The organism is Microbispora sp. NPDC046933 (assembly GCF_040644635.1).
Taxonomy (GTDB): domain Bacteria; phylum Actinomycetota; class Actinomycetes; order Streptosporangiales; family Streptosporangiaceae; genus Microbispora.
Genome location: NZ_JBEYWW010000005.1, coordinates 257083 through 268173 on the forward strand (window position 1 = coordinate 257083; position 11091 = coordinate 268173).

The 11091-nt window shown below is 72.7% G+C and carries 11 protein-coding genes; 3 read left to right on the plus strand and 8 right to left on the minus strand.

Annotated elements, in window-relative coordinates; translation table 11 throughout:
• Nucleotides 1-161 precede the first annotated feature (161 nt).
• From ABZ857_RS09105 to ABZ857_RS09115, 3 genes are all read right to left on the minus strand, one after another.
• On the minus strand, nucleotides 162-1220 hold the full coding sequence (locus tag ABZ857_RS09105; RefSeq protein WP_357039970.1) for an NAD(P)-dependent oxidoreductase: 1059 nt from the start codon (nucleotides 1218-1220) through the stop codon (nucleotides 162-164).
• A gap of 11 nt (nucleotides 1221-1231) precedes the next feature.
• Nucleotides 1232-2140, minus strand: a complete 909-nt coding sequence (gene puuE, locus ABZ857_RS09110; protein ID WP_357039973.1) for an allantoinase PuuE — start codon at nucleotides 2138-2140, stop codon at nucleotides 1232-1234.
• Nucleotides 2141-2204: 64 nt separating this feature from the next.
• The gene (locus ABZ857_RS09115) at nucleotides 2205-3581 is read right to left on the minus strand and encodes an amidohydrolase family protein (RefSeq protein ID WP_357039975.1); all 1377 of its coding nucleotides are present in this window, start codon (nucleotides 3579-3581) and stop codon (nucleotides 2205-2207) included.
• Nucleotides 3582-4113: 532 nt separating this feature from the next.
• Here ABZ857_RS09115 and ABZ857_RS09120 point away from each other — a divergent pair.
• Both ABZ857_RS09120 and ABZ857_RS09125 read left to right on the plus strand, forming a co-directional pair.
• Nucleotides 4114-4836 carry an SDR family oxidoreductase gene (locus ABZ857_RS09120; RefSeq protein WP_357039978.1) on the plus strand — a complete coding sequence of 241 codons (723 nt, stop codon included), beginning with the start codon at nucleotides 4114-4116 and terminating at the stop codon, nucleotides 4834-4836.
• A 95-nt stretch (nucleotides 4837-4931) separates the two neighbouring features.
• Nucleotides 4932-5615: an endonuclease V gene (locus tag ABZ857_RS09125; protein WP_357039981.1), complete on the plus strand. Its 684-nt coding sequence runs from the start codon at nucleotides 4932-4934 to the stop codon at nucleotides 5613-5615.
• Nucleotides 5616-5729: 114 nt separating this feature from the next.
• On the opposite strand, the gene ABZ857_RS09130 is transcribed toward ABZ857_RS09125, so the two are convergent.
• From ABZ857_RS09130 to ABZ857_RS09150, 5 genes are all read right to left on the minus strand, one after another.
• Nucleotides 5730-6038 (minus strand): thiamine-binding protein, encoded by a 309-nt coding sequence (locus tag ABZ857_RS09130; RefSeq protein ID WP_357039984.1) that lies wholly within the window; start codon nucleotides 6036-6038, stop codon nucleotides 5730-5732.
• 37 nt (nucleotides 6039-6075) lie between these two features.
• Nucleotides 6076-6372 (minus strand): hypothetical protein, encoded by a 297-nt coding sequence (locus ABZ857_RS09135; RefSeq protein WP_357039987.1) that lies wholly within the window; start codon nucleotides 6370-6372, stop codon nucleotides 6076-6078.
• A gap of 251 nt (nucleotides 6373-6623) precedes the next feature.
• A complete protein-coding gene (locus ABZ857_RS09140) occupies nucleotides 6624-7109 on the minus strand; it encodes a DUF6194 family protein (protein ID WP_357039989.1) in 486 nt (161 codons plus the stop codon).
• A 131-nt stretch (nucleotides 7110-7240) separates the two neighbouring features.
• Nucleotides 7241-8098, minus strand: coding sequence for a universal stress protein (locus ABZ857_RS09145; RefSeq protein WP_357039992.1), 858 nt, complete (start codon nucleotides 8096-8098; stop codon nucleotides 7241-7243).
• Between the two features lie 216 nt (nucleotides 8099-8314).
• Nucleotides 8315-9733 carry a cellulose binding domain-containing protein gene (locus tag ABZ857_RS09150; RefSeq protein WP_357039995.1) on the minus strand — a complete coding sequence of 473 codons (1419 nt, stop codon included), beginning with the start codon at nucleotides 9731-9733 and terminating at the stop codon, nucleotides 8315-8317.
• A 216-nt stretch (nucleotides 9734-9949) separates the two neighbouring features.
• On the opposite strand from ABZ857_RS09150, the gene ABZ857_RS09155 reads away from it, so the two are divergent.
• Nucleotides 9950-11089, plus strand: a complete 1140-nt coding sequence (locus tag ABZ857_RS09155; RefSeq protein WP_357039998.1) for a glutamate--cysteine ligase — start codon at nucleotides 9950-9952, stop codon at nucleotides 11087-11089.
• The last annotated feature ends 2 nt before the right edge of the window (nucleotides 11090-11091 follow it).

Sequence of the window (11091 nt, forward strand, 5' to 3'; positions counted from 1 at the left end):
CTCTCCGGGTGGGGTGCGGCGGGCGACACGACCAGGACACGCCTCGCGGATTTCGGTTGAGCATCATCTCGGGTTTCCAAACGGTAAATTTAGCGACTTATAGATCTTGATGCGCGTTTTTGACGATGTGGTGTCGTGCTGCGCGTGAATGTGAGAGACGCCTACGCTGGCGTGCCGGGCTTCCCCGGAGCCCTGTCGCTTGCCGGATCCCGGTGGTCCGCGGGATCCCCGTGGTTCTGAGGCGACCAGTGCGCGAGGGCCCACTCCCGGTACTCGTCCACCTGCCGCGGCAGGTCCCGCGGTCGCCACCCCAGCAGCCGCGCCGCCCTCCGCACGCTGTAGGTCCCGTCCTTGCCCGAACGCAGCGCGGGGTCGGCGTCGGCGACCGCCCGCTCCCCGTCGGCGGCCAGTTCGACGCCGAACAGCTCGGCCAGCCGCGGCACCGGGACGCTCACCCCGCCGGCCAGGTTGAACGCCACGCTGCCCACGTCCGGCCTGGTGCACAGCAGGCCGAGCGCGGCGGCGACGTCGACCGCGCTGATCCAGTCGCCGGCCGCCCGGAGCGTCCTGGGCGTCACCGTCAGCGGCGTCCCGGCGACGAGAGCCCGCGCCAGGTGGTACGGCAGGGACATCAGGGCCCGTGAGGAGGTGGGCCGCTCCATCGGGCCGAACACCTTCGTGCAGCGCACGATCGGCACGCTGATGCCGTAGAGGGCGGCGAACCGCCTGGCCACCAGCTCGGCGGCCACCTTGCTGACGCCGTACATCTCGTCGGGGTCGAGGGGCGTGTCCTCGTCCTGCGGCTCCGTCCGCCCGGGGTCGCCGGCTCCGTACACGGCCGCACTGCTGACGTGGACGACCCGGCCGACCGAACCGGCGCGACGGGCGGCGTCCAGGACGGCCGCGGTGCCCATGACGTTGACGTCCAGGAACCGCCCGGGGTCCTCCCGCTCCCACTCGGGCACCAGGGTCACGGTGGCGCCGTGCACCACCGTCTCGGGCCGGTGGCGGGCGAGCAGCGTCGCGACGCGGTCGCGGTCGCGCACGTCGCAGCGCTCGAAGTCCACCCGGCCGGCGACCTCGGCCAGGTGGCCCGACCAGGCCTCGTCCGGTTCGCCCACGTCGAGGGCCAGCACCCGCGCCTCCTCGTGGTCGCGCAGGAAGCACCGGATGAACACGCTCATCACGAAGCCGCAGGCTCCGGTCACCAGGACGCGCATCGCCACTCCCGTCAGGACTCGGACGCCGGGCCGGCGGGATGCGCCGCGTGCCAGTGCCGGGCGACGTCGACGCGGCGGGTCACCCACACGTCGCCCGCCTCGGCGGCGTAATCGAGGAAACGCACCAGGTCGGCGGCCCGGCCGGGGCGGCCGGCGATGCGCGTGTGCAGCCCGACGCTCATCATCTTCGGCCGGTCGTCCCCCTCCTCGCGCAGCAGGTCGAGGGCCCGGCGCAGATAGGCGGAGAAGCTCTCCGACTGGAAGCCGTAGGTGTTCAGGTAGCGGCCGTCGTTGTTGTCCAGGGTGTACGGGACGACCAGGTGCGCCCGGTCGCCGACGTGCTCCCAGTAGGGCAGGTCGTCGGCGAAGGAGTCCGAGTCGTACAGGAACCCTCCCTCCTCCACCACCAGCCGGCGGGTGTGCGGGCTCATGCGGCCGGTGTACCAGCCCTCGGGCCTGCTGCCGGTGACCTCGGTGTGCAGGTCGATCGCCCGGCGGATGTGCTCCCGCTCCAGCTCGGCCGGCATCTCGGCGTAGTCGATCCAGCGCAGGCCGTGGCAGGCGATCTCCCACTCCGCCTCCCGCATCGCGGCGACCGCCTCGGGGTTGCGCCGCAGGGCCTCGGCGATGCCGAACACCGTGACCGGCAGCCCCCGCTCGGTGAACAGCCGGTGCAGCCGCCAGAACCCGGCGCGGCTGCCGTACTCGTACTGGGACTCGACGTTGAGGTTGCGGATGTTGGGGAACTCCCGGGTCGGCTCCTCGGTCAGGAACGCCTCCGAGCACCGGTCCCCGTGCAGGACCGAACGCTCGCCGCCCTCCTCGTAGTTGACGACGAACTGCAGGGCGACCTTCGCGCCGCCCGGCCAGCCGGCGTGCGGCGGGCGCCGGCCGTATCCCTTGAGGTCTCGTGGGTACATGGGGTTCTGCTCACCTCTCGACGGGGGTGGTTCGGGGGTCGTCGGGGCTCCGTACGGTCACGTCTCAGCAGTCGGGGACGGAGACGGCGCCCCGGACCGGCAGGAGCGGCACCACGCCGGTGTCCGCGCCCGAGTCGGCGACGAGCGGGGCGGCCAGCCGGCCGCTCTGGTAGACCGCCCGCACGTCCCACAGCCGGGAGACGTCGCGGGTGGCGTCGCCGCCGACCACGAGCAGGTCGGCGAGGCGGCCGGGCGCGAGGGTGCCCACCTGGTCGGCGATGCCGCACGCCTCGGCGGCGACCGCGGTCGCCGCGCGGATGGCCGCGAGCGGTGACATGCCGGCCGCCACGGCCAGCTCGATGCCGTGCTGGAGCCCGCCGAAGGCGACGTCGTACGGACCGGCGTCGCTGCTGATCGCGATGCGCGGGCCCAGGCCGTCGGCCAGCATCGACGACAGGATGCCCAGCTTCATGTCGAAGTACGCCTCGATGGCGGAGACCCGGCCCCGCTCCACGTCGCCGAGCGGGCCGCGCTCGGCCCGCCGGCGCAGCTCCACGAGGGTCTCCCAGCCGCCGGTCTGGGCAGTGAAACTGATGAAGGTGCCCGCGTCGTGCACCGTCTGGGCGACCGCCGGGTCATAGACCATGCGGCCGCTGGAGGCGACGCCGCCGCCGAACTCCATCATCTCGCCCGGCACGAGGAACTCGCCGTGCTCGATGCAGTCGAGGCCGGCCTCGACCGCGTTGACCATCGAGGACGTGGCCCGGCAGTGGGCGGTGGTCAACCGGCCCAGGCCGTGCGCCGTCTCGACGGCGACGCGCATCTCGGCGGCGGTGTAGGAGGAGTAGTAGGGGATGTTGCCCGCCGTCGCCCCGCCGGAGGCCATGATCTTGATGTGGTCGGCGCCCTCGGCCACCAGGCGGCGTACGGCCGCGCGGATCTGGTCGGCCCCGTCCGCGACTCCGTTGCACCAGTAGAAGTGCCCGTACGAATGGGTGATGGGACGACCTGCCAGCAGCATCCGCGGCCCTCTGACGTAGCCGCGCTCGACGGCCTCCCGCACCTCGAACACGATGCGGTTGCGCCCGCCGTTGTCCCGGATCGTGGTGACGCCGGAGGCGAGATGCCGCTGCAGGTTGCTGACGGCGATGAGCGCCATCATCTCGTCCGAGTCGAGAACCTGCCGCTCGTACGGGGTGCCGTCCCCGGTCAGCGTGATGTGGCAGTGCGCGTCGACGAGACCCGGGACGACGGTGGCGTCCCCGTAGTCGATCAGGCGCACGCCGGGCCTGGCGAGATCCTCGGCGGCGTCCGCGGCGGCGCACACCCGCACGACGCGGTCGCCCCGCACCTCGATCACCGCGTCGTGCAGGACGTCGTCGCCGAGGGCGGGATACACCCGCGCCGCCCGGAGAAAGCGCTGGTCCGAGCTGAGGTCCACTGGATTCCTTTCTACCGGCGGCCTCGGCGGCCCGCGGCCCGCGACCCACGGCCCGCCGCGCCCGGGCCGGGGGCGGGCACGGCCGCCCGCCGCGGCCCTTGGCGAGGCACGGGCGGGAGCGGGCATCGGACGACCGCCGCCGGACCGGCCGGCCCGGGCGGACGGCGCTCTCCCCGGAGCCCCGGCGCCCGTTGCCGAGGGGTCGATCAAGTTCCTCAAATGTGACAGAGGTCTTCCAGGGTTGTCTAGGGGGCGGGCGGCGTTCACATCGATTTCACGCAGGCCCCCGTCCCGCCTCCGGCGGCCCTCGACGGGATCCCTCCTCACCACCAGTAGGTTCGCGCAGCTCAACACGCATGCCAGCCCCTGTCGCGGCCTGCGTTATCGAACCTTGACGCCTTGAGACCTGGACATCCCGCAGAGGCGAGGGCATATTGTCGGCCCCACAGCTCACTCAAACTTGACGAACATTTCCCCCGACTGACGGATGCTTGGGGCCGCCGTACCGGGGATCCGGGAGAGAGGAAGCACGATGCCTGGAACCGTCCTGGTGACCGGAGCCGCGTCGGGGATCGGCGCCGCCACCGCGCGACGCCTGCACGAACGCGGCTGGCGGGTGTGGGCGGCAGACGTCGACGAACACGGCCTGGGAAGGCTGAGTCCCGGGATCGTCAGCCGGGCGATGGACGTGACCGACGAGGCCGCCGTCGAGTCGCTGCTCCAGGAGGTCGGGCAGGCCGAGGGACGCCTCGACGGCGTCGCGGCCTGCGCGGGGATCAGTCACACCGCTCCGGCCCCCGAGACTCCGCCGCGGACCTTCGACGAGGTGCTCAACGTCAACCTGCGCGCCGTTTTCCTGCTGGCCCGGGCGGCCCTGCCGCTGCTCGCCCGCTCTTCCGCTCCTTCTTTCGCCGCGGTCGCGTCCGAACTCGGCACGGTCGGCGCTCCGGGGCTGAGCGCGTACAGCTCGTCGAAGGCGGCGGTGATCAACCTCATGCGCGTCCTCGCGCTGGAGAACGCCGCGCGGGGCATTCGCTTCAACGCCGTGGCGCCCGGCGGCACGAGGACACCGATGCTGGAGCGGGAGCAGGCGCGTCTCGGCAGGACGCTCGCGGACTCCGCGGCGAACATCCCGCTCGGCCGGCTGGCCGAGCCCGCCGAGATCGCGTCGGTCGTCGAGTTCGTGCTGTCGCCCGACTCCTCGTTCATGACGGGAAGCGTGCTGGTCGCCGACGGCGGCTACACGGCGCGCTGAGGCGCTCGCGGGCCGGCCGGCTGCCCGGTGGGGAGAGGCTGCCCAGCGCGTGGCCGGCCACCGGCAGGTCGCCGCCGGCGTCTATCGTCGCGGGCATGAAGGTCTGTTCCATCGCCGCTCCGGCCACGGTAGAGGAGGCCGAGGCGATCCAGGACGCCCTGCGGCCCCGGCTGGACCTGACCGGCCCAGGTCCCCGTGACCCCGCCCTGGTCGCGGGGGTGGACGTGGCGTACGCCGGTGACCTGCTGGCCGCCGCGGTCGTGGTGCTCGACGGGGCGAGCCTGGACGTGGTCGAGCAGGTGACGGTGCCGGGACGGCCCGCCTTCGAGTACGTGCCCGGCCTGCTCGCCTTCCGCGAACTGCCCAGCCTCGTCGAGGCGCTGGAGCGGCTCACCGTCACGCCCGACCTGATCGTCTGCGACGGGTACGGCCTGGCGCATCCGCGGCGGTTCGGACTCGCCTGCCACCTCGGGGTGCTCACCGGCCTGCCCACAATCGGCGTCGGCAAGACGGCCTTCGTCGGCTCCTTCGAGCCGCCCGGCCGGGAGCGCGGCTCGTGCAGCGAACTGCTCCTGGACGGCCAGGTGACCGGCCGGGTGCTGCGCACCCGGGACGGGGTCAAGCCGGTCTTCGTCTCCGTCGGCCACCGCGTCGACCTGGAGACCGCCTGCCACGACGTGCTGGCCCTGACCCCGCGTCACCGGCTCCCGGAGACGACACGCGCCGCCGACCGCCTGTCCCGCATGGCGCTGAAGGCCGCCCTGACCGCCTCCACCTGACGAGTCCCCCGTCGTACTGCTGAACGAGGGCACCGGCCCGCGTCGCGACGCGGTCGCCGGCACTCCTCGGTCCGCGGCAGAGCCTGGCGGCGCGGCGCGCGTCGCCGGCCGTGATCAGGACGGGCGCTCGGCGAGGTGGCGCTCCACGGAGGCGACCTTGGCGTCGAGCCTGCCCTGCCCGGCGCGGGCGTCGGCCTTGAGCACCAGGCTGACCCGGGAGCAACGGGCCTCCACGGCGGCGACCGCGTCCTTGACGACGCCGAGCACCTCGTCCCACGTCTCCCCCTCGACGGTGGTGAACATGGCGTCGGTGCGGTTGGGCAGCCCGGACGCGCGGACCACGCGCACCGCCTCCGCCACCGCCTCGCCGACATCCTCACCGGAGCCGATCGGAGTGACGCTGAACGCGACGAGAACCGACATGAGACCTCCTTTTGAACATGCCCACCCACCACAGCCCTCACGATCGCCGCACCTGGTTAGGGCGACCGACGGTCACCCACGGCGGCCTTCGGAGACGATCCTGCCGGGAAGAGCTGGAGTTCGACAGGGTCAAGCGCCGCCATCCCGTCCGCCAGGCGTTGCAGGCCGAGTCCTTCGCCTTCACCACCTTCTCCGGATTCGCGGCCATGACCCGATTCGCGCCGATCATGCCGCCGCGGGCCTCATCCTCTGCAGGGCGGCACGAGATGTGGCCGGCATAGACAACCACCGCCCGTACCTGGTGCGTGTCGCGGTCGACCAGGCCCTCGCCCACCAGAGCGCGTTGCGCAGGCGCAAGGAGACCTACCTGGGCCCGTGGCTGCCGGAACCGCTGATCACCGGTCCCGACGCCGCCGTGCCCGCCGTACGCGCGGGCGCGACATCTACGTGGTCAGCAATCCGGACAAGCTCGGATCCATCTCCGACCACACCGCCGAGCGAGGTCGCGAGACGCCGGAAAGGCGTGACACGACGAGCCGGTGATTCCCCTGCCCGGGCCCGGCCGCCCGCACTCGCGCCGCCGGGTCACGCGCGCGTGGTCCGCTCACCCGTCCTGTGGCGGGCGGCCGCACGGGCGTGCGCGTCGGCGAGGAGAGCACGCACCCGCGCGGCGGTGGCCTCGCCGGGGTTGAGCACGCAGATCCAGGACTGGGCGGCGTAGACGGGGTGCGGCAGGAGCCGGTCCGGCACGCGGTAGTCCAGCGCATCGTGGTGGTCGGCGTGCGCGGCCGGCGGATAACCGAGCAGTTCCTCGAACACGGCGCGGCCGACCCCGATGTTGACCCGGAAGACGCCGGGCCGGTTCAGGTCGGAGGCGGTGTCGAACCCCTCGTAATCCTTCACGACGATCGTGGCGAAGGGCATCTTCCGGTTGGCCGGCTCGTCGTCGGGGTCGTAGTAGAAGAAGGTGTCTCCCCATGCCGCCCGCGGAGCGCCGTTGTCCTCCGCGGCGGTGAAGGCGACGACCCCCGGCAGGCCGGTCGCGAATTCGATGACGTCGTTCTCGGTCACACGAGGTCCTTTTCTCGCTGGATTTCCTCCTTCAAGTTTCTCATTCAACTCCTCTATGGGACTTTTCCGGGAAATCCGCTGTTGGACCTTCGCCGACCCTCAACTCGGAGGTAAGACCTGCGTGCTCGGCCTCAGCTCCGGGGAGGCCGCACCACCGCGACCGGGCAGTGCGCGTGGTGCAGCACCGCGCGGCTCACCGAGCCGAGCACCGCCGCGCCCACGGCGCCGCGCCCACGCGACCCCACGACGAGCAGGTCGGCCTTCTCCCCGGCCTCCACCAGCGCGACGACCGGGTGCGCGCAGACGGCCCGCATCTCCGCGGCGACGTCGGGATACCGGTCCCGGTGGGTCCGCAGCGCGTCCGCCACGTAGTCCTCCTGGGCCTTGCGCACCTCGTCCACGTCATAGGTGATCTCGGGGGCGAAGGGATACACCGGAAGCTGCCAGGCGTACAGGGCGAGCAGGGGGCAGTCGCGCAGCCGCGCCTCCTCGAACGCGTAGGTCAGGGCGGCGCCGGCCTCGTCGGAGCCGTCGACTCCGACGACGACCAGCCCGTGGGGCGCCGACACCCCGGCGCGCACCACGACGACGGGGACGTCGACCTGACCGGCGACGTGCGTGCCGACCGATCCGAGCAGCATGCCGGTGAACCCGCCGAGTCCCCTGCTGCCGATCACGATCTCCGCCGCGTTCCGGGCCTCCTGGCGCAGCACTCGCGACGGGTCGCCCTCGATCATGGCGGTGGCGACGCGGACGGCCGGGTGGGTCTCCCGCACGGCCTGCTCGGCCTCCTCCAGGATCCGCCGGCCGGCCCGGTCGAGCTGGTCCTCCACGGGGATGGGATAGCGCGCGATCTCGTACGGCAGGCGGTCCACCGCGTGGACGATCCGCAGCGGCAGGCCCTTGCGCGCCGCGTCGCCCGCGGCCCACTCCACCGCGGCGGCCGCGCCGCGCGAGCCGTCGGTGGCCACGATGACGGGTCCGGTCATGGCTCCTCCTTCTGTTCCTGCCCCCATCCGACCGCCTGCGCGCGATCGGGGGCAGGGCCGCTGGTCCCTGCCCCGGGGGACCTTTCTCCTCCCGGGGGCGCACTGCTCTCTCGCCGGATTCCCGGGGAGGGGCGGATCAGAGTCAGAGGATCGTGAAGGTGCTCGCGCGGATCGGCCGGCTCGCGTGCCGCGGGCGCTGCGAGCCGGCCGGAGGGGTCAGGAGCAGGTGAACCCGCTCGCCCCCGGGGAGGAGGGGCCGGACGCCTGGAAGCCGAAGCTCGCCGACGCGCCGGGCGCGAGATTCGTCGCCCAGGAGGGCGCCTTGGCCGTCCAGCGGGCGCCGCTGGAGGTCACGGTCGCGCTCCAGCCGCTGACGAGGCTCACTCCTGACGGCATGTCCCAGGTGACCGTCCAGTTCTGCCAGGCCGCGGCGCCGGTGTTCTTGACCGTGACGTTCGCCGTGAACCCGCCCTGCCACGAGCTGGCCACCTGGTAGGTCACCTGGCAGGTCCCGGGGTTCACCGACGGGGACGGGCTGGGGCTGGGCGACGCGGACGGGGACGCGGACGGAGACACGGACGGAGACGCCGACGGCGAGGCGGAGGGCGAAGCGGACGGGGATACCGAGGGCGAGACGGACGGGGAGGCGGACGGGGAGACGGACGGGGACGGCGACGGCGAGCCGCTGGGCGTCGTCGTGGTGTAGCTCGCCTCGGTGTAGTCCGCGCCGCACTGCGATCCGCAGGACGCGGGCAGGGCGAAGCTGTAGACCCGGCCGCCGTTCACCAGCGCGTCGGACGCGTCGCGCACCCGGATCTGGAACCGCGTCGCACCCTGCGTGACCCCGCCGATGATGTACGACTGGCCCATGTCGGAGTTCATCTGGGCCTGCTTCCAGGCGCCGTCGGCGTAGTACTCCACCCCGTGGATGCCGTTGGGCAGGTGGGAGACCGCGATCGCGGGCCACCACGCCTGCGCGCCCTTCATGAACCCGATCCTGATGTCGCCGCTGTAGCCGGGCGCCGGGACGAACGACCAGGTCACGTGGCGGTTGTTCCAGTGGTTCGGGTACATGTCCCCGACCGGCGCCCCGTTCTTGACGAACCTGTTGAGCGACGGCTTCGACAGGTCCAGGTGGTAGCGGTCGTCGCGGCACCAGCCGTTGGAGTCGCCGCAGCTGTCGGCGACGAGCATGGTGAGCGTGGCGCCGTTGTAGGCGTCGGAGACCCACGAGCCGTTGCGGCAGAACGGCTGGCCGGGCGCGCCGTCGTTGACGCCGGTGCAGTAGTCGGAGACGGTCACCTTCACGTACCGGCCGCAGTTGAGGCCGTTGTTCCACAGCCCGGCCTTGGACGCGTTCGCGCCGGTCAGCGGCCGGGGGTAGAAGGAGTAGTCGCCGGGGGTGTCGTACACGTTGAGCGCGACGAAGTCCTGCGAGTCCAGCTCCGGCTGCGGCAGGCCGCAGCCGCCGTACGGCGAGCCGAGGCCGTCGAAGTAGGTCGCGTTGCCGGTCACCGGCGCGGGCGGGTCGTCGACCGCGCCGGCCGGCGTCGCGGCGGGCCAGGCGGTGAGCAGCACCGCGGCGAGGGCGGCGGCCCAGATGCGGCGTCGGACGGAAGATGCGCGGCCGTTCATCGGGCTCCCTGCGCTCATGGTCGTGCTCGGAACGGCGCGATCGTGGCGGCGGGGGCCCGTGGCGGTCAAGGCGGCCGCCGAGGGCGAGGCCGGTGAGCTGGGCACTCCTTCGGTGAAGGCCTGTAACTTTCATCACCATGCCAAACCAGAGACGTGCGTAAGCCGACTTTCGGGGCAGAGGGCACGAAAGCACTCATCAGCCTGGGGAGCGGCTACATGACAGACCTCGCACGGGACATGGCGGTCGGCGTCGAAGAGGAGTTTCACGTCGTGGACCTGGGAACCCGGCGGCTCGTCCCGCGCGCCGGTCTGCTCCTCCAGCAGTTGCCGCCCGACCGGTTCACGCAGGAGCTGCAACGCTCGGTCGTGGAGGCCAACACCCGCCCGTGCACCCGCCTGGAGGACCTCTCCCGGGAGCTGACCGGTCTGCGGGCCGACGCGGTCGCGGCGGCGGACGGCCTCGGCCTGGGCATCGTCGCCGCGGGGACGGTCCCGCTCGTCGACCCCGAGACGATGAAGATCTCCCCCGACCCGCGCTACGAGCAGATGCTGGCCGACTACCAGGCGCTCGCCCGCGAGCAGCTCATCTGCGGCACGCAGGTCCACGCCGAGGTGCGCGACCGCGACCTCGCGGTGGCCGTCACGCACCGGCTGGCCCCCTGGCTGCCGCCGCTGCTGGCCCTGAGCTGCAGCTCGCCGTACTGGATGGGGGCCGACACCGGCTACGCGAGCTTCCGGTCGATGGTGTGGCAGCGCTGGCCGACCGCGGGGCCTGCGGCGCGGTTCGAGTCGGCCGAGGAGTACGACGCGATGGTGGACGAGCTGGTGCGCTCGGGGGTCATCAGCGACCCCGGCATGCTCTACTTCGACGTCCGGCCGTCGGCGCACGTGCCGACCGTCGAGCTGCGGGTGTGCGACGCCTGCCCGCGGGTGGACGACATCGTGCTGATCGCCGGACTGTTCCGCGCGCTGGTCCGGTGTGAGCTGGACATCCTCGCCTCCGACGGCTCGCCCTCCGCGCCCGCGGAGTCCGTCCGTACGGAGCTGGTGCGGGCCGCCTCCTGGCGGGCGGCGCGCTCGGGGCTGGACGGCGAGCTGGTCGATCCCGTCGAGGGCGTGCCGAGGCCGGCCCGCACGGTCGTCGGCCGGATGCTGGAGAGGCTCCGGCCGCAGCTGGAGGAGTCCGGCGACTGGGCACTCGTCTCGTCGCTGGCGGCCCGGGCGCTGGCGGACGGCGGATCGGCCGCCCAGCAGCGCGAGGCGTTCCGGCGCGGCGGCCGGCTGACCGACGTGGTGGACCTCCTGCTGGCCGAGACGAGATCCGGGGACCGGCGACTCGCGGCGGCCGGGAGGTAGGA

Bases quoted from the DNA above. Each gene is read 5' to 3' on its own strand.
- puuE (WP_357039973.1), bottom strand. From the start codon at position 2,140: ATGTACCCACGAGACCTCAAGGGATACGGCCGGCGCCCGCCGCACGCC.
- ABZ857_RS09150 (WP_357039995.1), bottom strand. From the start codon at position 9,733: ATGAACGGCCGCGCATCTTCCGTCCGACGCCGCATCTGGGCCGCCGCC.
- ABZ857_RS09130 (WP_357039984.1), bottom strand. From the start codon at position 6,038: ATGTCGGTTCTCGTCGCGTTCAGCGTCACTCCGATCGGCTCCGGTGAG.
- ABZ857_RS09145 (WP_357039992.1), bottom strand. From the start codon at position 8,098: ATGACCGGACCCGTCATCGTGGCCACCGACGGCTCGCGCGGCGCGGCC.
- ABZ857_RS09120 (WP_357039978.1), top strand. From the start codon at position 4,114: ATGCCTGGAACCGTCCTGGTGACCGGAGCCGCGTCGGGGATCGGCGCC.
- ABZ857_RS09155 (WP_357039998.1), top strand. From the start codon at position 9,950: ATGACAGACCTCGCACGGGACATGGCGGTCGGCGTCGAAGAGGAGTTT.
- ABZ857_RS09125 (WP_357039981.1), top strand. From the start codon at position 4,932: ATGAAGGTCTGTTCCATCGCCGCTCCGGCCACGGTAGAGGAGGCCGAG.
- ABZ857_RS09105 (WP_357039970.1), bottom strand. From the start codon at position 1,220: ATGCGCGTCCTGGTGACCGGAGCCTGCGGCTTCGTGATGAGCGTGTTC.